At 71.8% G+C, this 19,871-nt stretch carries 20 protein-coding genes; 6 read left to right on the top strand and 14 right to left on the bottom strand.

Translation table 11 applies throughout. The features are described 5' to 3' along the window. Positions 1-19 precede the first annotated feature (19 nt). On the bottom strand, positions 20-1,243 hold the full coding sequence (mshC, locus tag MYF83_RS17750) for a cysteine--1-D-myo-inosityl 2-amino-2-deoxy-alpha-D-glucopyranoside ligase (protein WP_248961557.1): 1,224 nt from the start codon (positions 1,241-1,243) through the stop codon (positions 20-22). A gap of 240 nt (positions 1,244-1,483) precedes the next feature. Here mshC and MYF83_RS17745 point away from each other — a divergent pair, with 240 nt between their 5' ends. Beyond that, a complete protein-coding gene (locus tag MYF83_RS17745; RefSeq protein WP_248961556.1) occupies positions 1,484-3,262 on the top strand; it encodes a serine/threonine protein kinase in 1,779 nt (592 codons plus the stop codon). 51 nt (positions 3,263-3,313) lie between these two features. Here MYF83_RS17745 and MYF83_RS17740 read toward each other — a convergent pair whose 3' ends face one another. From MYF83_RS17740 to MYF83_RS17720, 5 genes are read right to left on the bottom strand one after another with little or no spacing between them, the layout of a single operon-like run. Further along, positions 3,314-4,093, bottom strand: coding sequence for an NRDE family protein (locus tag MYF83_RS17740; RefSeq protein ID WP_279339668.1), 780 nt, complete (start codon positions 4,091-4,093; stop codon positions 3,314-3,316). Between the two features lie 31 nt (positions 4,094-4,124). After that, complete coding sequence (locus tag MYF83_RS17735; protein WP_248961555.1) at positions 4,125-4,889, bottom strand: SCO1664 family protein; 765 nt, start codon at positions 4,887-4,889, stop codon at positions 4,125-4,127. After that, positions 4,886-5,455 (bottom strand): DUF3090 domain-containing protein, encoded by a 570-nt coding sequence (locus MYF83_RS17730; RefSeq protein WP_248961554.1) that lies wholly within the window; start codon positions 5,453-5,455, stop codon positions 4,886-4,888. Before MYF83_RS17730 ends, MYF83_RS17735 begins: the two co-directional genes overlap by 4 nt. 9 nt (positions 5,456-5,464) lie before the next feature. Then, complete coding sequence (locus tag MYF83_RS17725) at positions 5,465-6,178, bottom strand: histidine phosphatase family protein (protein WP_248961553.1); 714 nt, start codon at positions 6,176-6,178, stop codon at positions 5,465-5,467. A gap of 9 nt (positions 6,179-6,187) precedes the next feature. After that, positions 6,188-7,009, bottom strand: a complete 822-nt coding sequence (locus MYF83_RS17720; RefSeq protein ID WP_248961552.1) for an undecaprenyl-diphosphate phosphatase — start codon at positions 7,007-7,009, stop codon at positions 6,188-6,190. A gap of 165 nt (positions 7,010-7,174) precedes the next feature. Here MYF83_RS17720 and MYF83_RS17715 point away from each other — a divergent pair, with 165 nt between their 5' ends. Further along, positions 7,175-8,122: an aldo/keto reductase gene (locus MYF83_RS17715; protein WP_248961551.1), complete on the top strand. Its 948-nt coding sequence runs from the start codon at positions 7,175-7,177 to the stop codon at positions 8,120-8,122. Between the two features lie 165 nt (positions 8,123-8,287). Next, positions 8,288-9,220 carry a hypothetical protein gene (locus MYF83_RS17710; RefSeq protein ID WP_248961550.1) on the top strand — a complete coding sequence of 311 codons (933 nt, stop codon included), beginning with the start codon at positions 8,288-8,290 and terminating at the stop codon, positions 9,218-9,220. Positions 9,221-9,272: 52 nt separating this feature from the next. Here the strand turns inward: MYF83_RS17710 and fabI are convergent, their stop codons facing one another. Both fabI and fabG read right to left on the bottom strand, forming a co-directional pair. Beyond that, complete coding sequence (gene fabI, locus MYF83_RS17705) at positions 9,273-10,037, bottom strand: enoyl-ACP reductase FabI (RefSeq protein ID WP_248961549.1); 765 nt, start codon at positions 10,035-10,037, stop codon at positions 9,273-9,275. A gap of 1 nt (position 10,038) precedes the next feature. Next, on the bottom strand, positions 10,039-10,743 hold the full coding sequence (gene fabG / locus MYF83_RS17700) for a 3-oxoacyl-ACP reductase FabG (protein ID WP_248961548.1): 705 nt from the start codon (positions 10,741-10,743) through the stop codon (positions 10,039-10,041). 76 nt (positions 10,744-10,819) lie between these two features. Here fabG and MYF83_RS17695 point away from each other — a divergent pair, with 76 nt between their 5' ends. Then, complete coding sequence (locus tag MYF83_RS17695) at positions 10,820-12,319, top strand: TldD/PmbA family protein (RefSeq protein WP_248961547.1); 1,500 nt, start codon at positions 10,820-10,822, stop codon at positions 12,317-12,319. Beyond that, positions 12,316-13,683 carry a TldD/PmbA family protein gene (locus tag MYF83_RS17690; RefSeq protein WP_248961546.1) on the top strand — a complete coding sequence of 456 codons (1,368 nt, stop codon included), beginning with the start codon at positions 12,316-12,318 and terminating at the stop codon, positions 13,681-13,683. The genes MYF83_RS17695 and MYF83_RS17690 overlap by 4 nt, the downstream gene beginning before the upstream one ends. A gap of 171 nt (positions 13,684-13,854) precedes the next feature. Here MYF83_RS17690 and MYF83_RS17685 read toward each other — a convergent pair whose 3' ends face one another. Then, positions 13,855-14,067 (bottom strand): dodecin, encoded by a 213-nt coding sequence (locus MYF83_RS17685; RefSeq protein ID WP_248961545.1) that lies wholly within the window; start codon positions 14,065-14,067, stop codon positions 13,855-13,857. Between the two features lie 93 nt (positions 14,068-14,160). Here MYF83_RS17685 and MYF83_RS17680 point away from each other — a divergent pair, with 93 nt between their 5' ends. Beyond that, positions 14,161-14,472, top strand: coding sequence for a DUF3099 domain-containing protein (locus MYF83_RS17680; RefSeq protein WP_248961544.1), 312 nt, complete (start codon positions 14,161-14,163; stop codon positions 14,470-14,472). 200 nt (positions 14,473-14,672) lie between these two features. Here the strand turns inward: MYF83_RS17680 and MYF83_RS17675 are convergent, their stop codons facing one another. The 5 genes from MYF83_RS17675 to mmsA all read right to left on the bottom strand — a co-directional run bounded on the left by MYF83_RS17675 (position 14,673) and on the right by mmsA (position 19,701). Further along, positions 14,673-14,930 (bottom strand): DUF6457 domain-containing protein, encoded by a 258-nt coding sequence (locus MYF83_RS17675; protein ID WP_248961543.1) that lies wholly within the window; start codon positions 14,928-14,930, stop codon positions 14,673-14,675. Between the two features lie 34 nt (positions 14,931-14,964). Further along, the gene (mobA, locus tag MYF83_RS17670; protein ID WP_308201465.1) at positions 14,965-15,744 is read right to left on the bottom strand and encodes a molybdenum cofactor guanylyltransferase; all 780 of its coding nucleotides are present in this window, start codon (positions 15,742-15,744) and stop codon (positions 14,965-14,967) included. A 1-nt stretch (position 15,745) separates the two neighbouring features. Continuing rightward, positions 15,746-16,735, bottom strand: coding sequence for a GTP 3',8-cyclase MoaA (moaA, locus tag MYF83_RS17665; protein WP_248961542.1), 990 nt, complete (start codon positions 16,733-16,735; stop codon positions 15,746-15,748). Positions 16,736-16,903: 168 nt separating this feature from the next. After that, positions 16,904-18,166: a multiple monosaccharide ABC transporter permease gene (mmsB, locus tag MYF83_RS17660; RefSeq protein ID WP_248961541.1), complete on the bottom strand. Its 1,263-nt coding sequence runs from the start codon at positions 18,164-18,166 to the stop codon at positions 16,904-16,906. A gap of 5 nt (positions 18,167-18,171) precedes the next feature. Continuing rightward, positions 18,172-19,701: a multiple monosaccharide ABC transporter ATP-binding protein gene (mmsA, locus tag MYF83_RS17655; RefSeq protein ID WP_248961540.1), complete on the bottom strand. Its 1,530-nt coding sequence runs from the start codon at positions 19,699-19,701 to the stop codon at positions 18,172-18,174. Positions 19,702-19,871: the final 170 nt, after the last annotated feature.

The raw sequence follows: 19,871 nt of genomic DNA, 5'->3' as shown, positions 1-19,871 counted from the left end.
CACTGGCCCCGGCGTGGTGTCAGAGGGCGATGCCGAGGAGCGAGTCGGCGGTGGCGCGGACCAGGGCGGGGGCGCCGGCGTCGCCGCCCTCCCCCGCGACCGCCCGGGCCGCCCAGTCGTCGATCGCCGCGAGGGCTCCCGGCGCGTCGAGGTCGTCGGTCATGCGCTCGCGGACGCGCCGCAGCACGGGCAGGGCGTCGGGGCCGGCCGGGCAGGCGAACGCCGCGCGCCAGCGGGCCAGCCGCTCGGTCGCGGAGACGATCTGGTCGCCGGTCCACTCCCAGTCTTCGCGGTAGTGGTGGGCGAGCAGCGCCAGCCGCACCGCCATCGGGTCGTGCTCGGCCCGGAGCCGGGAGACGAAGACCAGGTTGCCCCGGGACTTGGACATCTTCTCGCCGTCGAGGCCGACCATGCCCGCGTGCACGTACGCCTTGGCGAAGGGCCACTCCCCCGTGGCGACGTGCCCCTCGCTGGCGCCCATCTCGTGGTGCGGGAAGATCAGGTCCGAGCCGCCGCCCGACACGTCGAACCCGCTGCCGAGGCGGTTCAGCGCGATCGTGGTGCACTCGACGTGCCAGCCGGGCCGGCCGGGGCCGAGCGGCGAGGCCCAGGACGGCTCACCCGGGCGCTCGGCCCGCCACAGCAGCCAGTCGAGCGGGTGGCGCTTCCCCGGGCGCTCGGGATCGCCGCCGCGCTCGGCGAATAGCTCCAGCATCCGCTCCTCGGGGTATCCCGAGACCGCGCCGAACTTCGGCGCGGCGGCGACCGAGAAGTAGACGTCGTCGTCGACCTGGTAGGTGGCGCCCTTGTCCTTCAGCCGGCCGATCAGCTCGGCGACCTGGCCGACGACCTCGGTGACGCCGACGTAGTCGTCCGGGGGGACGATGCGCAGCGCCTCCATGTCGGTGCGGTAGAGCTCGATCTCCCTCTCCGCGAGCTCCCGCCAGTCGACGCCCGTCTGCTCGGCGCGCTCGAGCAGCGGATCGTCGACGTCGGTGGCGTTCTGCGTGAAGTGGACCTCGTGGCCGGCGTCCCGCCACATCCGGTTCGCCAGGTCGAAGGCGAGATAGGTGTTGGCGTGCCCGAGATGGGTCGCGTCGTAGGGCGTGATGCCGCAGACGTACATCCGTGCCTTGGGTCCCGGGGAGGTGTCCCTGACCCCCCTGGCCGAGGTGTCGTAGAGCCGGAGGGGAAGGCCGGCGCCGGGCAGAGAAGGGATCTCGGGAGCGGACCACGATCGCATGCCCTGAGCCTATCCATGCGGCAGAGTGGTGCGATCACCCCGGGGTGTCCGTTTTGGTGCCGGAGTGTCGATCGGGATCGATGACACAAAACCGTACTTAGTCACGTTCCAACGTGGCAGAATCTTGCCGCCGTGGGTGGGGGGCGCCGGCACCTAGCGTTCACATGCCGAGGGAGAGCTCGATTGCCGGCTTCCAGGCCCTTAGGGCCCACCGATCCCACCAAGATCGCCTCGTACCGGGTGACTGGGCGGATCGGTGAGGGCGGGCAGGGCGTGGTCTACGCCGCCGATGCCGAGTCAGGCGGCCGCGTGGCCGTGAAGCTGCTGCACCGGCGATTCTCCGATGAGGAGCAGGCGCGGCGCTCGTTCGGCGTGGAGATGCGCCGTGCGCAGCGCGTGACCGGTCCTCGGGTGGCCCGGATCCTCGCCTACGGCGTCCACGACGGCCGGCTGTACTACGCCGCCGAGTACGTCAACGGCCCGTCCCTGTGGGAGGTCGTCGAGAAGCAGGGCCCCCGCTCGGGGGACGCGCTCACCGAGATCGCCATCGCCACGCTGACGGGGCTGACGGCGATCCACCAGGCGGGCATGGCGCACGGCGACTTCCGGCCGGAGAGCGTGCTGCTCGGCCCGCAGGGCCCGCAGGTCATCGACTTCGCCGTCGGGCGCGTCCTCGATGCTCCGCCGGCGACGGGCGGGCCGCCCGGCGCCTCCCCCTTCGTCGCGCCGGAGCATCTGGCGGGGACGATCCCCGGACCCCAGAGCGACATGTTCGCCTGGGCGGGCACCATCGTCTACGCCGCCACCGGCCGCGCGCCGTTCGGCCAAGACTCGGTGCCCGCGGTGATCAACCGGATCCTGAACGGCGTGCCGGATCTGTCGGCGCTGAGCGGGGCGCTGCTGGACTCCGTCACCGCCTGCCTGGACCGGGTCCCGGCCCGCCGGCCCGAGGCCCGCGAGTTGCTGGCCCGCATGGAGGGGGTGCAGCTCGGGTTCGGCCCGGCCCCGCGGATCCCGCCCGCCGGGTTCGGCCCCGGTCCGCAGACCCCGCCCGCCGGGTTCGGGCCCGTCCCGCAGATCCCGCCCGCCACGGCCGGCCCGGCCTGGCCGGGGCCACCGCCGCCCCGGCCCGCGACTCCGCCCACCTACCAGGGGCCGATCCCGCTGAGCTCCCGGCCGTTGTGGCCGGGTCCCAGGGAGGGGGCGTCATCGCAGGCGCCGCCCGGGTCGCCGGCACCGGGGGCCGGCCCGGCTCTCCCCCCTCCGGGCACGGACGGGCCCACCGCGTCCCCGGACGTGGGCCGGGCCGGCTCGCAGGCCCGGGGCCGGCCCACCCTGCCGCGGAGCGCGGCCTCCGCCGTTCCGGGCACCGGCTCGGCCTCCGCGGCGAGAGGCACGGGACCGTCCGCCGTGCCGCCGGAGCCGTTCCCGGGGACGGACAGGCACGCGCTGACGAGCCTGCGCCGCCGCAGGCGCCGCAACCGCGCCCTCGTCGCGGGGGCGGGCGTCGTCACGCTCGCCGCCGCCGTGGCCCTGGTCTCCTCGGCCACCGGTGGAGCGAAGAAGGAGAGCCCGGGAGTGGCCCTGCCCCCCACTCCCGCCCCCGGCGTGACGGCGACCACGCCTGCGGCTTCGCCGCCGCTGACCGAACCGACGCCGGTCCCCTCGCCGTCCAAGACCAAGGAGAAGCCCACCAAGGAGCCCGCGCCGATCCCGCGCGCCTCGCCGACGCGGACGGTCAAGCCCCTGCTGCAGGTCAGCCCCAGCAAGATCCGAGTGAACTCCGACTACATCTCGTATGTGAACATCAAGCTGAGGGCGCCGGGCGCGGCGGTGAGCTGGCGCGCGACGATCACCGAGGGCGGCATCCTGAGCTCCTCGAAGGGACGGATACAGGCGGGGAGCTCGGCGACGATCACCGCCTACGGCACGCCGTACTGCAGCACCTCCAAGGTTCGCTTCACCTCCAACGGAGGCTCCAGAACCGTGACCATCATCTGGGGCGGGATCCTCTGCTGACCGCCGTGAACGCCGTGGCCGCCGTGACCGCCGGCGGTACCGGCCGGCCGGTCATCGGGGCGCGGGCACGCGCAGGACCTCCCGCCAGGAGGACGGATCGGCGGGACGAGAGCAGAAGTCGTAGCGCAGGGCGTCGTCGCCGAGGGCGACCAGGGTGATCGAGGACGTCCCCCACACCTGCCCGTCCGGCAGTTCCTTGCGGACCACCAGCGCCCTGGGGTCGGAGGTCGCCAGCCCCGCGCCGGAGGCGAGCCGCCGCCATGCCGCCCAGGAGCCTTCGCCCGCGTCGCGCGCGGAGGGGCGCTCGGCCGAGGCGAAGCGCGGCCGGAAGTAGGCGACGCGGGGGTCGGACCCGCCGGGCTCCCAGCCGCTGTTGACCACGATGTGCGGGCCCGCCGGCAGCTTGGCGTCGGTCACCTCCCGCCCGTCCCAGCTCCACAGCCGCACGCCGCCGGGGTCGGCGACGAGCAGGTGGAAGGGGTCGTAGCAGGAGAGGTCCCCGTCGGGCAGCTCACCTTGGGCCGCCGCCCTGAGCGGCAGGTCGCCGCGGGACCTGCGGATCGCCTCGGGCGCCGGCTCGCCGCACCCGTTCAGCAGCGCGGCGACCACGGGGCCGCCGGGGTCGACGGCCAGCCACGTGCCGCCCGCCGACAGGTCGCGCCCGCCCACCAGGGCGGGGAACCGGGGCCAGTGCGCCGCCGGGGGCTCCCATGGCCGGGACGCCAGTTCGTCCCGTATCCCGGCGAGCACCACCGGAGTCTCCGCGCCAGGCTCGAAGCTCACGATCACCGTGCACACGCCCGTTCCCTCCATGCCGGTAGAGATGGACATACCTCCCGAAGGGTACGCCCCGGGCGGACGATCAGATAGGCGGCCAGGGCAGCGCGGGCCAGTCTTCGGAGGGGAAGGGGTGGATGCCGGTGCTGAGCAGGCGGCGCACGCGCTCCCAGGTGGCCTCGACCTCCGCGAGCGTCAGCAGCTCGCGCAGCCGGCGGCCCAGCTTGCCGCGCTCGATCTCGCGCTCGAGCCGGGCCAGGACGTTCACCGCCTCGCGCGGGAGCGGCTTGCCCCGCCACTGCCACAGCACGGTGCGCAGCTTGTCCTCGGTGGAGAAGCAGACGCCGTGGTCGACGCCGTAGATGTGCCCGTCGGGCAGCGGCAGCAGGTGGCCGCCCTTGCGGTCGGCGTTGTTGACGACGGCGTCGAAGATGGCCATGCGGCGCAGCACCGGGTCGCGGCTGCGGATGAGGGCCATGAGGTCGACGTCGGGGTCGGTGTCGATCCAGAGCTGGCACATGCCGGGACCGAACGGCCCGTCACGATAGACGCTCGGCGGCACGATGCGCCAGCCGGTGGCCGCCGACACCTCGAACGCGGCGACCTCCCGCGCGGCCAGCGTGCCGTCGGGGAAGTCCCACAGCGGCCGCTCGCCCCTGACCGGTTTGTACACGCACTCGGCGACCATGCCGTCGAGGCGGATCGAGCAGTAGAGCGTCATGTTGGTCGCCTCGACCAGCCGGCCCGCGACCTCGATGGTGCCCTCGCGCAGCAGCCGCAGGGCCGTGACGTCGTCCAGCCCGGAGGTGCCAGGGATGCTGCTGAGCCGGGGGTCGCTCTCTGCGCTCAACTGCGCTCCCCCCGGTGGCCGTTCAGGCGTACGCAGATGTGTCCCTCGGCGTCGAGCGGCTGCCCGCACAGCGGGCACGGCGGGCGCCCGGCCGCGACGATCTCCAGCGCCCGCTGGGTGAAGGCACGGGCGGCGGCGGCGCTGATGTGCACGCGAAGGACGGCCGATCCGGGCCGGTCGTCGTCGACGGCGGCGAGCGCGTCCTCCTCCTCGTCCTCGTCGGTGACCTCCTGCGCCTCGATGACGACCTGCGAGGTGTCGGGATCCCAGGCCAGGGCCATGGTGCCCACCCGGAAGTCCTCGTCGATGGGCAGGTCGAGAGGGGCCTTGTCAGTGAGCTCCACCGGCGCCAGCGCGGGCACCGGGGCGGTGCCGCCGCTGCGGCGCAGCACCTCGTCGAGCAGCTCGTCGAGGCGATCGGCCAGGACCGCGACCTGGAACTTCTCCAGGCCCACCGTCGTCATGCGCCCCTGACCACGGGCTTGCAGAAAGAAGGCGCGTGCTCCCGGTTGCCCAACGGCACCGGCCACGAACCTCTCTGGCGGATCGTAGTCGAAGACCGGCATAGCCCGACCTTACGTGGTCCCGGCTCCGCCGCCGACAGCGGCGTCGCTCTCGGTCAAACTTTCTCCCCCGTCTTGCTGCTCCGAACCCTCGGCTTGGGGCGCGGGGGGTATCAGATTTTCTACCCCGCCGCCCACATCGTTGACCCTCAGGACGAACGGCCTCAGGGTGGTGTACCGGATCGCCGTCAGGGAGGCCGGATCGGCGGTGATGCGCTGGAACTGGTCGAGGTGGACCCCGAGCGCGTCGGCCACGATCGCCTTGATGACATCCCCGTGGCTGCACACCAGGTAGACCGCCTCGTCACCGAGTTTGGCGTTCCAGTGGCGCACGGCGGCGACCGCGCGGCGCTGCACGCCGGCCAGTGACTCCCCTCCCGGGAAGACCGCCGCGCTCGGGTGCTGCTGGACCACCCGCCACAGCGGCTCCTCGGCGAGCTCCTTCAGCGGGCGCCCGGTCCAGTCGCCGTATCCGCACTCGCCGAACCGGTCGTCGCTTGCGATCTGGAGGCCCTCACGCCCGGCGAGGACCGCCTGGGCGGTCTCCTGGCACCGTTCGAGCGGGCTCGCGACGATGGCGTCGAGACGCAGGGGCGCCAGCCGCGCGGCCAGGGTCTCGGCCTGGGCGCGGCCTCGCTCGCTCAGATGGACCCCGGGGGTCCAGCCGGCGAGCACCGGGCCGGTCATGTCCGTAAGACCGTGCCGCACCAGAAGCAAAGTGGTCACAAAGCAAGCTTATTGGGCCGTGATCACCCCTAGAGACAGCAGTGTCAGCAGGAACGCGCCGATGAAGACGCGATAGGTGACGAAGACCATCATGGAGTGCCTGGTGATGTAGCGGAGCAACCAGGCGATCGAGGCGTACCCCACGACGAACGACACCACGGTGGCGATCAGCGTCGGCACCAGGTCCGGGCCGCCGCCCGCGCCGACGTCGCGCAGCTCGAACAGCCCGGAGAGCACCACGGCGGGGATGGACAGCAGGAACGAGTAACGGGCCGCCGCCTCGCGCGTGAAGCCGAGGAACAGCCCGCCCGTGATGGTGGAGCCGGACCGGGACGCCCCCGGCACCAGCGCGAGCGCCTGGAACCCGCCGATGATGAGGCCCTGCTTCAGCGTCAGCTCGCCGATCGGCGTCCGCTGCCGTCCGATCTGCTCGGCCAGCAGCAGGAGCAGGCCGAAGACGATCAGCACGGTCGCGTTGATCCACAGGTTGCGCGCAGGGCCCTCGATCTGGTCCTTGAACACCACCCCGAGCACGCCGAGGGGGATCGTGCCGAGCCCGATGTACCAGCCCATGCGGGCGTCCAGGTCGTCGCGCAGTTCCGGCGTCCACAAACTGCGCAGCCAGGTCCACACGATGCGCACGATGTCGCGCCAGAAGTAGATGACCACGGCCAGCATCGTGCCGAGCTGGATCACCGCGGTGAAGGCGGCTCCGGGGTCTCCCCAGCCGAACAGGCGGGGAACGATGAGCAGATGGGCGGAGCTGGAGATGGGCAGGAACTCGGTCAGCCCCTGCACGATGCCCAGCACGATCGCTTGCAGTGCGTCCATAGTGCGCGCCAGCCTATGGCAGCGGCATGAGGGAGGTCAGCCATGCCGGCCGGTAACCGGTGCGGATTCGTGACGGGCGCGGGCTTCGGCGGCCGGTGGCCGGCAAGGCGCGTCCTTCGCCATCCACGGAAGTGAGGCGTGCCAACACGGTAACCTGGCCGGATCATGGATCAGCGAATGGTCGGGCGCAGCGGTCTTTCGGTGTCGCGGGTGGGGCTCGGCACCATGACCTGGGGGCGCGACACCGGCGCGGAGGAGGCCGCCGCGCAGCTCGTCGCCTTCGCCGAAGCCGGGGGCACACTGGTCGACACCGCCGACGTCTACGCGGGCGGCGACGCCGAGCGCCTGCTCGGCCGACTGCTGCGCGACTCGGTGCCGCGCTCGGAGATGGTCATCGCGACCAAGGCGGTCCTCACGCCCCGGGGCCCGAGGTCCAGGAACGCCTCGCGCCGCAGCCTGCTGGCGGCGCTGGACGCCTCGCTCGCCCGGCTGGGCGTCGACGAGGTCGACCTGTGGCAGCTGCACGCCTTCGACGCCGAGGTGCCCCTGGAGGAGACCCTGGCGGCGGTCGACACCGCCGTCTCCTCCGGCCGCGCGATGTACGCCGGGGTCTGCAACTACGCGGCGTGGCAGCTGGCCGCGGCGGGGGTCTGGCAGCGCGCGGCTCCGGGGCGGGTGCCCATCGTCTCGGCCCAGATCGAGTACTCCCTGCTGGCCAGGGACGCCGAGCGCGAGGTACTGCCGGCGTCCGAGCACGTCGGCGCGGGGGTGCTCGCCTGGTCGCCGCTCGGGCGCGGGGTGCTGACCGGCAAGTACCGCGTGGGCATCCCCGCCGACTCGCGGGCCGCGACGCCACACTTCGCCGACTTCGTCCAGCCGTATCTCGACGAGCGGTGCCGCCGAGTCGTCGAGTCGGTGACCACGGCCGCCGAGGGGCTCGGGGTATCCCCGCTCGCGGTGGCCCTTTCCTGGGTGCGCGACCAGCCGGGGGTGGCCGCGGCCATCGTCGGCGCGCGCACGCACGCACAGCTGAAGGGAGTGCTGCAGGCAGAGGAGCTGACGCTGCCGGTGGAGATCCGCGAGGCGCTCGACGACGTGTCCGCCGTGGAGTAGCGCCGCGATCACCCGTAACCACCGAACGGGAAACTCGTTCGCGTATCACTAGTCGATACCGAATCGCAACTTTTCCTGGAAAGACCGGCGTTCTGGCACACGATGGTTTCCGGAGGCGGCGGGAGGGGAGCCAGCGCCTACCCCGGAAGACGATGGAGGGCAACCATGCGTAAGGGCACGACCGCCATCTCGGCGGGAGCGCTGACGCTGGCGCTGAGCGGGGGAACCGCACTGCTGGTGGCCGCGCCCGCCGCGGGGTCCTCGTCGCGCCTGGCCGACTGCGATCGGGGCGGCACTCCCCTGTCCAGCCTCACCGGCGGCGTGTGCGACCTGCTGAGCGAGGTCACCGACACGGTGGGCGACCTCGGCGGCGGGCTGAAGCCGGTGACCGACACGGTGCAGAAGACGGTCGAGACGACCGTCGAGACGACCACGGAGAAGGTCCTCGGCGGCGGGAACGGGGCCATGGCCACCCGGCCGCCCAGCGCGAGCGCCTCTCCGTCCCAGGCGCCCGGCGAGGCCGGTGGCGGCTCCGGCGGGTCGGGGGACGGCTCCGGTGACGACCTGCTCGGGCTGCCGATCGACACCGGCTGCCTGCCACTGATCGGCTCCTCCGAATGCGGGGACACCGACGCCTCACCGGCGCCGAAGTCACCCGCCGGCCCCGACCGCTCCGGCTCGGGCGATCACCCCGCCACGCGTAGCGCCCCGCGCATGGACAACGATCGGCCGCCCGCCGACCGGCCCCCTACCGGCGAACCCCCGGTGCAAGGAGCAACCCTGCCCGCCGAGCCGGTGGACCGTGCCATGCCGTCCGTGCACGCGACCTCGCCGCCCCGCGCCGACATCGAGATGCCGCCGTTGGTGCCGTTGTGGCCCGGCCAGCCCCTCCCGGTGCTGACCGGCACCCTGCAGGCCCGCAAGACCGCGCCCCCCAGGCCGTACGACCCCGTGGGCACCGCGCTGACCGCCGTGCTACTGGCCTCGGCGATCCTCGCGACCCGTGTCGTGCAGTCGCGCCGGGCCGCCGACACGCCGCGCTCGATGCCCTTCGAGGGCCTGCGCTCCTCCGAGGCCGGACGCCACCGCCTCGCCTGACGCCGCGCGCCGGCGGCCCGGGCCCACGATGTGGGCGAAAGCCGCCGGCGGGTCAGACGCCCATCGCGTGGACGCCGCCGTCGACGTGCACGATCTCGCCGGTCGTGGCCGGGAACCAGTCGGACAGCAGCGCCACGCACGCCTTGGCCGCGGGCGCGGGATCGGCGAGGTCCCACCCGAGGGGCGCCTTGGCGGGCCAGCTCTCCTCGAACTCCTTGAAGCCCGGGATGCTCTTGGCCGCCATGGTGCGCAGCGGCCCGGCCGCCACGAGGTTCACCCGGATGCCGTGCTTGCCGAAGTCGCGCGCCAGATAGCGCGAGCACGACTCCAGGCCCGCCTTGGCCACGCCCATCCAGTCGTAGACGGGCCAGGCCTTGGTGGCGTCGAAGTCGAGGCCGACGACGGCGCCGCCCTCCTTCATCAGGGGCAGGCAGGCGACCGCCAGCGACTTGAAGGAGAAGGTGGAGACGTGCACGGCCGTCGCCACGTCCTCCCAGGTGGTGTTGAGGAAGTTGCCGCCGAGGGCCGTCTGCGGCGCGAAGCCGATCGAGTGGACCACCCCGTCGAGGCCGCCGAGATGCTCGCCGACCCGGTCGGCGAGGGAGTCGAGGTGCTCGGTGTTCTGCACGTCCAGCTCGATCACCGGTGGCGGCTCGGGGAGGCGCTTGGCGATGCGCTCGACCAGGCTCAGGCGGCCGAAGCCGGTGAGCACGATCTGGGCGCCCTCCTCCTGCGCCAGCTTGGCGACCGAGAAGGCGATCGAGGCGTCGGTGAGGACACCGGTCACCAAGAGCCGCTTGCCGTCGAGAATTCCCATGTCAGTGCCCCATTCCCAGGCCGCCGTCGACCGGGACGACCGCCCCGGTGATATAGGCGGCGTCGTCGCTCGCCAGGAACTTGACCACCCGCGCGATGTCGGCTCCGCTCGCGGCCCGGCCGAGCGGGATGTTCTTGAGTATGGCCTGCTGCTGCTCGGACTCCAGGGCGGCCGTCATGTCGGTCTCGACGAAGCCGGGCGCCACCACGTTGACGGTGATGCCGCGCGACCCGAGCTCGCGCGCCAGCGACCGGCCGAAGCCGATCAGGCCGGCCTTGGAGGCGGCGTAGTTGGTCTGGCCGGCCGAGCCGAGCATTGCGACGACGGAGGAGATGAGCACGATGCGGCCGCGCCGCATCCGCAGCATGCCGCGGGTCGCCCGCTTCGCGACGCGGTAGGCGCCGGTCAGGTTGGTGTCGATGACGTCGGTGAAGGCGTCCTCCTTCATCAACGGCAGCAGGGTGTCCCTGGTGATGCCCGCGTTGGCCACGACGACCTCGACGGGCCCGTGCTCCGCCTCGGCCTTGGAGAAGGCGGCGTCCACGTCTTCGGAGCTGGTGACGTCACACCTCACCCCGAACAACCCCTCAGGGGGCTCTCCAGAGCGGTAGGTGACGGCGACGGCGTCACCGGCCGCGGCCAGCTCACGGGCGATCGAAAGGCCGATCCCGCGATTGCCACCGGTTACGAGTACTGATCGAGCCATGGGCAAGACGCTATCGCCTACTCGCAGGTAAACCCTTATCCGTGCCGTACAAGATCACACGGTTAGGATCGTGGACATGCGCCAGATCGATCCCGACTTTCTCGCCCTGCCGCTCCGGCGGCTGGCGGACGCGGCCCTGCAGCGTGCCCGTGAACTGGGCGCCGAACACGCCGACTTCCGGCTCGAACGGGTACGCGGCGAGACCCTCAGCCTGTTCGACGCCCGTCTCGAAGGCTCCATGGACGCCGACGACCTCGGCTACGCCGTCCGGGTGATCCGCGACGGCACGTGGGGCTTCGCGGCGGGCATCGAGCTGACCCCCGAGGCCGCGGCCCACGTCGCCGAGCAGGCCGTCAAGGTGGCGGAGGTCGCCTCGGCCGTCAACCGCGAGCCGGTCGAGCTGGCTCCCGAGCCGGTCCACTCCGGCGTCACGTGGGTGTCCCCCTACGACGTCGACCCCTTCTCCGTGGCCCTCAAGGACAAGGTGGCCCTGCTGGCCGACTGGTCCGCCGGCCTGCTGAAGGACCCGCGCGTCGACCACGTCTCCGCCTCGCTCATGCAGGTCAAGGAGCAGAAGTTCTACGCCGACACCGCCGGCACCGACACCACGCAGCAACGCGTGCGCACCCACCCGGTCCTGACGGTGATGCGGGCGGCCGACGGCCGCTTCGACGACATGCGCACGCTGGCCCCGCCCGCCGGGCGCGGCTACGAGTACCTCACCGGCACCGGCTGGGACTTCCCCGCCGAGCTGGCGACCCTGCCGGAGCTGCTGGAGGAGAAGCTCAAGGCCCCCTCGGTCGAGGCGGGCGTCTACGACCTGGTCATCCACCCCTCCAACCTGTGGCTGACCATCCACGAGTCGATCGGGCACGCGACCGAGCTCGACCGGGCGCTCGGCTACGAGGCGGCCTACGCCGGCACGAGCTTCGCCACGTTCGACAAGCTTGGCACCCTCGAGTACGGCTCCCCGGCGTTGAACGTCACCGGTGACCGCACGGCCGAGCACGGCCTGGCCTCGATCGGCTACGACGACGAGGGCGTCGCGACGCGGCAGTTCGACATCGTCCGCGGCGGCACCCTGGTGGGCTACCAGCTCGACCGCCGCATGGCGCTGCTGAAGGGCCTCGGCCCCTCCAACGGGTGCGCGTTCGCCGACTCGCCCGGGCACCCCCCGATCCAGCGGATGGCCAACGTCTCCCTCCAGCCCACGCCCGACGGTCCCTCGACCGACGAGCTGATCTCCCGCGTCGAGCGCGGCCTGTACGTCATGGGCGACAAGAGCTGGTCCATCGACATGCAGCGGTACAACTTCCAGTTCACCGGCCAGCGGTTCTACCGCATCGAGAACGGCCGGCTCACCGGCCAGGTGCGCGACGTGGCCTACCAGGCGACCACCACCGACTTCTGGCGGTCCATGGAGGCCGTCGGCGGGCCGCAGACCTACGTGCTCGGCGGCGCCTTCAACTGCGGCAAGGGCCAGCCGGGCCAGGTCGCGCCGGTCAGCCACGGGTCCCCCTCCGCGCTGTTCCGCGGGGTCAAGATACTCAACACCGTTCAGGAGGGTGGAAAGTGACTCCTCAGGAGACCGTCGAGCGTGCCCTTGCGCTCAGCAAGGCCGACGACTGCGTCGTGATCGTCGACGAGGGGTCCACCGCGAACCTCCGCTTCGCCGGCAACACGCTGACCACCAACGGGGTGGCCCGTTCCTCCCAGCTCACGGTGATCTCGATCACCGGCCAGGGTGTCGGCGTCGTCTCGCGCTCGGCGGTGCGTCCCGACCAGCTCGCCGACGTCGTCACCGCGGCCGACCTGGCCTCGCACGAGGCGCCGCCCGCCGAGGACGCCCGGCCGCTGGTCGCGGCGGCGCAGTCCCCCGACTGGGACCGGCCCGCCGAGTCGACCTCGATCGAGGTGTTCGGCCGGTTCGCCCCCGCGCTCGGCGAGGCGTTCGCCGTGGCCGAGACCGCCAACCGCAAGCTGTACGGCTTCGCCGAGCACATCCTCACCTCGACGTTCGTCGGGTCCTCCACCGGGCTGCGGCTCCGCCACGACCAGCCGACCGGCCGCCTGGAGCTCAACGCCAAGTCGCCCGACATGACCCGTTCGGCCTGGTCCGGCGTGGCCACCCGTGACTTCACCGACGTGGACGTCGCGGCGCTGGACGCCGGCCTCGCGCGCCGCCTCGACTGGGCCAAGCGCCGCGTCGACCTGCCCGCGGGCCGGTACGAGACGCTGATCCCGCCCACGGCGGTGGCCGACCTGATGATCTACCTGTACTGGTCGGCGGGGGCCAGGGACGCCGCCGACGGCCGCACGGTCTTCTCCAAGCCCGGCGGCGGCACCCGCGTCGGCGAGTCGCTGTCGAACTCCCCGGTCGACCTGTACAGCGATCCGGCCGCCCCCGGCATCGCCTCCGCGCCCTTCGTGGTCGCCCACGCGGGCAGCCGCGAGCGCTCGGTCTTCGACAACGGGCTGCCGCTGTCGCGGACCGACTGGATCCGCGACGGCTCCCTGGCGGCGCTGCTGCAGACCCGCTACTCGGCCGGGCTGACCGGGCTGGCGGCGACCCCCCAGATCGACAACCTGATCATGTCGGGTCCCGAGGGCGGGCGCTCGCTGGAGGAGATGGTCGCCTCGACCGAGCGCGGCCTGCTGCTCACCTGCCTGTGGTACATCCGCGAGGTCGACCCGCAGTCGCTGCTGCTGACCGGCCTCACCCGTGACGGCGTCTATCTCGTGGAGAACGGCGAGGTGGTCGGCGAGGTCAACAACTTCCGGTTCAACGAGAGCCCGGTCGACCTGCTCGGCCGGCTCACCGAGATCGGCCGCGAGGAGCAGACGCTCCCCCGCGAGTGGAACGACTACTTCACCCGAACGATCATGCCGGCGGTGCGGGTGCCCGACTTCAACATGTCGACGGTCAGCCAGGCCAGCTGAGCCACTCCCCCCCGGTGCCGGGCCCCCTCCCGGCACCGGGACCACCCTGGGCGCGAAGATCGTAGCGTCGCAGGCACACCCTGGGACTTCACCCGGATCCCTGGCCGGGCTCGTTCCCACACCAAGCCACGTGCGTGGGAGACCTTCCGCTTGGCCGGCACGGGATAGCTCTTAGGAGTCCTCCAGGCGGAAGCCCACCTTCATGCCCACCTGGTAGTGGCCGATCTCGCCGTCCTCGATGTGGCCGCGGACCTCGGTCACCTCGAACCAGTCGAGATGGCGCAGGGTCTCGGCCGCCCGGCGGATGCCGTTGCGGATCGCCTGGTCCACGCTCTCGGCGGACGTGCCGACGATCTCGGTCACGCGGTACGTACGATCGCTCATCGTTGTCTCCTTAGCGTCGCCCTTGATCGTATGACGCCCGTCCTGCCACGGCCGCCGTCACCACCGATGAGTTCGGGGACTAACGTGGATTGCGTGAAGGTTCGGCGCGGCCGCACGGTCGTTCATGAGGTCACCGACGCGAGACCCTCCCTCACGGCCGACATCGGCCGCAGGGAGAAGCGCTACTTCATCCAGATGGGCATACGGACACTGTGCCTCATCCTGGCCGTGGTGCTGAACGTCCCTTGGCCTGTCCGGGCTCTCTTCGTCGCCGGAGCGATCTTCCTGCCGTACATCGCCGTCATCGGCGCGAACGAGCCGAGTCGTGGCGTGAGCTCTACCTTTGACGGAGAAGGACCTAACCAAACCGAGATACCAATCCACCGACGCGAGATCGGGTCGTGACAAAGTCTTGACGCACCCCATGGGTTGTAGGTGTACGCTTTAGACAAGCGCTCTGGTCCCCCGTCGGAGCGCTCGTGCCGGCGTTCCGGGCCCCCGTCGGAACGCCGATGAAGCGACGCCGGGTGGTTTGCCCCCGTAACCACCCGGCGTCGCCCATTTCTTCATAAAAGAGCTTTTTTAAATGCGCCGGCCCGGCCCGCTCAGCGGTCGCCGAGCGTTTCCGCCGTCGCCTGTCCCCAGTTCTTCGCCAGCGTCGACAGGCGTTCGAGCGCCTCCGGCGACGCGGTGCCGGCGCCCTGCGCCAGGCCGAGCAGGTAGGCGGTGAGCGGCGCCGCGGGACGAGCCACCCCGTGGGCGACATCCCTGGTCAGATCGAGAACGGCGTCCCGGTCCACCTTCTCGGGGTCGATGTCCAGTTCCTTGCAGACCAGCGCCGTCCACTCAGCCAGCACGTTCATGAAGTCCCTCTCCTCGTGAACCTTTCACGGGCGGTCACGGCAGTGCCGCCCGCCCGCCGGATTCCGTCGCTTCCCCGGCCGCGTGCGGCATCCGCCTCCTGGCGTCCGCCACGTCGTCGATCGTGTCGCAATCGAACCACGGAACGCGGCCGCCGTCGCCCACCGGCAGGCCGAGCCGCACCGGGTCGAGCGGGCCGAGCAGCCCGCGCAGGGACCGCCCCTCGTACCCGGCGAGCGCGCGGGCGAGCGTCTCCGTCCGCCAGACGCCGGTGAGCCACTGCTCACGCCCGTCCTCGTCGACCAGCACGGCCCCGGCCCGCGGGGGCGTCCCCGCGGCGGCGAGCAGCGCGGCGACGTGGCCGGGCAGGAGGAACGGCAGATCGGCCGCCAGCAGCGCCACCCACGGCGCCTGGACGCGCGCCAGGCCCGCGCGCAGTGCGGGGATAGGGCCGCCGCCCGGCGGGTCCTCACGGGCGAACTCACCGCGCGGGAGGCCCGGGCGTGCCGGGCCCACCACGACGAGCCGGGCGGCGCCGGGCACCGCCGCCACGACGCGCTCGATCAGCGTCAGGCCGCCCACGCTGACGCCGGGCTTGTCCCCTCCGCCGAGCCGTCGCGCCTCGCCCCCCGCCAGCACCACGGCGTCGTACGGCACCGCGGTCGGCACCACGGCGTCGTACGGCCCGGCCGCCGGCACCACGGCGTCGTAGGGGGCCCCAGGCGCCGCGCCGGGCTCCGGCCCGGCGTACGGCAGGCCAGGCGGCGAGCCGGGCACCCTCGCGGCGCCCGGCGTCCCACGCGGCGCGGCGGGCATCTCAGCCGCCGATGGCCGACATGGGGCGGGCCGGCTGCAGGAAGCTCGGATCGTCGATGCCGTGGCCGGCGCGCTTGCCGCGCACGGCGGCGACCCAGCGCTCCGCCAGCTCGTCGTCGGAGGCCCCCGACCGCAGGGCGCCGCGCAGGTCGGACTCCTCGGTCGCGAACAGGCAGTTGCGGATCTGGCCGTCGGCCGTCAGCCGCACCCGGTCGCAGGCGCCGCAGAACGGCCGGGTCACCGAGCCGATGACCCCGACCCTGGCGGGACCGCCGTCCACCAGGAAGACCTCGGCCGGGGCGCTGCCCCGCTCCCCCGGGTCGTCGGGAGTCAGGCTGAACTCGGCGCCCAGGATGGCGAGGATCTCGTCGGCGGTGACCATGTTCTCGCGGCGCCAGCCGTGCTGGGCGTCGAGCGGCATCTGCTCGATGAACCGCAGCTCGTAGCCCTGCTCGAGGCAGAAGCGCAGCAGCCGCACCGCCTCGTGGTCGTTGACGTCGCGCATGAGGACCGCGTTGACCTTCACCGGCCGAAGACCCGCCGCCTCGGCGGCGGCCAGGCCGGAAAGGACGTCGGCGAGCCGGTCGCGGTGCGCCAGCCGGATGAAGGCCTCACGGTCGAGGGTGTCGAGCGAGATGTTGACCCGGTCGAGGCCCGCCTGCGCCAGCGGCTCGGCGAGGCGGGCCAGGCCGATGCCGTTGGAGGTGATCGAGATCTGCGGGCGGGGACGCAGCGCGGCCGTCCGCGCGACGATGTCGACGATCTCGCGCCGCAGCAGCGGCTCGCCGCCGGTGTAGCGGATCTCGGTGATGCCGAGCCGCTCGACGCCGATGGCCACCAGGCGGCAGATCTCGTCGGCGGTGAGCAGTTCAGGCTTCGGCAGCCAGTCGAGGCCCTCCGGAGGCATGCAGTAGGCGCAGCGGAGATTGCACTTGTCGGTCAGCGAGACCCTGAGGTCGGTGGCCACTCGCCCGAACGAGTCAACGAGCACCGGGGGGCCCTCCTGTTGTGCGTGGCGAGATGTCGGTGAAACCGCCAGCCTACGGCGAAGGTCCGACAACGTTCACTGTAGACCTTGCTCCCGCCGCAACATCGGGCCGCCCCGAGGCATGCCGCGTGTCCGCGAAGGTCCGCCCCCCAGGCGCTGCCGGGCGACCCGCTACGCGGCGCTGCCGGCGCGGCGCTTGGTCCACACGTCGAAGGCGACCGCGGCGAGCAGGACGATGCCCTTGACGAGCATGACCCGCTCGCTGGGCGCGCCGATCAGGGACATGCCATTGTTGATCACGCCCATGATGAGGCCGCCGGTGATCGCGCCGACCACCTTGCCGACGCCGCCCTGGACCGCCGCGCCGCCGATGAACGCGGCCGCGATGGCGTCCAGCTCGAAGGAGTTGCCGGCCGTCGGACCGGCCTGGTTGAGGCGGCCGGCGAAGATGACCCCGGCCAGGGCGGCGAGCACGCCCATGTTGACGAAGATCCAGAAGACCACCGACTTGACCTTGACGCCGGACAGCATCGCCGCCTGCAGGTTGCCGCCGATGGCGTAGATGCGCCGGCCGAACACCGCGCGGGTGGTGATCAGGGAGTACCCGAGCACCAGGAACGCCAGCAGCACCAGCACCCACGGGAGGTTCTTGAAGCGGGCCAGCTGCACCACGACGGCCATGACCACGACGGCCCCGGCGATGATCTTCAGCAGGAACAGGGCCGGCGGGTCGACATCCTGGCCGTAACGCAGCCGGGCGCTGCGGGTGCGCCACTGTGACGTGGCCATGCCCGCGACCGCGATGACGCCCACCAGGATGCTGAACAGGTCGGCGCCGCCGAGCGGGCCGAGGCCGATGTTGCCCAGGTAGCCGTCGGTGAACCCGTTGGCCAGCGTGCGCACCGGGTCGGGGAACGGGCCGATGCCCTGGTTGCCGAGCACGGTGAGGGTGAGCGCGCGGAACAGCAGCATGCCGGCCAGGGTGACGATGAACGCCGGGATGCCGAAGTAGGCGATCCAGAACCCCTGCCAGGCGCCGATCAGGCCGCCCGCGATCAGGGTGAGCAGCAGGGCGAGCGGCCAGGGGACGCCGTAGTTCACCATCAGCACGGCCGCGATGGCGCCGGTGACGGCGACCACCGACCCCACCGACAGGTCGATGTGCCCGGCGATGATGATCAGGATCATCCCGATGGCGAGGATCAGGATGTAGGAGTTCTGCACGATGATGTTGGAGATGTTCTGCGGCTGGAGCAGAGCACCGTCCGTCAGCACGGAGAACAGCACGACGATCAGCGCGAAGGCGATGTAGATGCCGCTCTGGCGGATGTTGAGCGAGATGCCGAACAGCGACGTGCGGCCCGGCGGCCCGGCGGGGCCGGCGTCCTTCCCGCCCGGGGTGACATCGGCGCCGGCGGGGGAGATGCTGCTCATCGGATCTACTCCTGTCCCTTCGTCATGTACTGCATGAGGCGTTCCTGGGTCGCGTCCTGCCGGCTGACCTCGCCCGTGATACGGCCGGCCGAGAGCGTGTAGATCCGATCGCACAGACCCAGCAGTTCGGGCAGCTCAGAGGATATGACCATGATCGCCTTGCCCTGGTCGGCCAGGTGGTTGATGATCGAGTAGATCTCGTACTTGGCACCCACGTCGATGCCCCGGGTCGGCTCGTCCAGGATGAGCACGTCGGCGTCGGTGAAGATCCACTTGGACAGGACGACCTTCTGCTGGTTGCCGCCGCTGAGCTTGCCCGTGACGCTCAGCACGCTGGGCGCCTTGATGTTCATGCTCGCCCGGAAGTCCTCGGCGACCCGGTATTCCTCGTTGTCGTTGATCCATCCCCGGCTGGCCAGCTTGGACAGCTGGGCGGCCGAGACGTTGCGCTTGATGTCGTCGATGAGGTTCAGCCCGTAGCGCTTGCGGTCCTCGGTGGCGTAGGCGATGCCGTGGTCGATGGCGTCGCGCACCGAGCGGATCTCGACGAGCTTGCCGTCCCGGTAGATGCGCCCTGAGATGTCGGTGCCGTAGGAGCGGCCGAAGACGCTCATCGCCAGCTCCGTGCGCCCGGCGCCCATCAGGCCGGCGAGCCCCACGATCTCGCCTCGCCGCAGCGTCAGGCCGGCCCCCGAGACGACCTTGCGCTCGCGCTGGGTCGGGCTGTGCACCGTCCAGTCCTCGATGCGCAGCGCCTCGTCGCCGATCTTCGGCTCGTGCGGCGGGTAGCGGTTCTCCAGGTCACGGCCGACCATCGCCGAGATGATGCGGTCCTCGGTGACGTGGTCGGTCTTCATGTCCAGGGTCTCGATCGTCCGCCCGTCGCGCAGGATGGTGATCGAGTCGGCGATCGCCATGACCTCGTTGAGCTTGTGCGAGATGATCACGCAGGTGATGCCCTCGTCGCGCAGGCCGCGCAGCAGGTCCAGCAGGTGCGCGGAGTCCTCGTCGTTGAGCGCGGCCGTCGGCTCGTCCAGGATGAGCAGCCGCACCTCCTTGGACAGCGCCTTGGCGATCTCGACGAGCTGCTGCTTGCCCACGCCGATGTCGGAGACCTGGGTCACGGGATTCTCCCGCAGCCCCACGCGCGTGAGGAGGCCGCCCGCCTCGTGGTTGGTCCGGTTCCAGTCGATCAGGCCGCGGGCCGCCCGCTCGTTGCCGAGGAAGATGTTCTCGGCGATCGACAGCTGGGGGCACAGCGCCAGTTCCTGGTGGATGATGACGATCCCGCGCTGCTCGCTGTCCCGGATCGTGGCGAAGCGGCAGGGATCGCCGTCGAAGAGGATCTCGCCCTCGTAGGAGCCGTGGGGGTACACGCCCGACAGCACCTTCATCAGAGTCGACTTGCCCGCGCCGTTCTCGCCGCAGATGGCGTGGATCTCGCCTTGGCGTACGGACAGGTTCACGTCCTGGAGCGCCTTGACTCCGGGAAAGGTCTTGGTGATTCCCCGCATCCGCAGGATGTCGTCGGTCATCGAAACTCCTCGAGCGTGTAAACCCCCACCTTCAGGCGGGGACGCTGCACAGTGCCGCAGACTTCGGTCTTCAGGGAACGTCACGGCGGGGTGGGGGGGCCCGGGGGGGGGGGCCCCCCCCCCCCGGTCAGGCCCCCCCCGCCCCGCGGGGTGTTGAGCGGGGGTGGGAG

The sequence above is a fragment of the Sphaerisporangium perillae genome (genome assembly GCF_023276435.1).
Classification (GTDB): domain Bacteria; phylum Actinomycetota; class Actinomycetes; order Streptosporangiales; family Streptosporangiaceae; genus Sphaerisporangium; species Sphaerisporangium perillae.
Note: the sequence above shows the minus strand (reverse complement) of the source record. Positions and strands in the feature narration are given on the sequence as shown.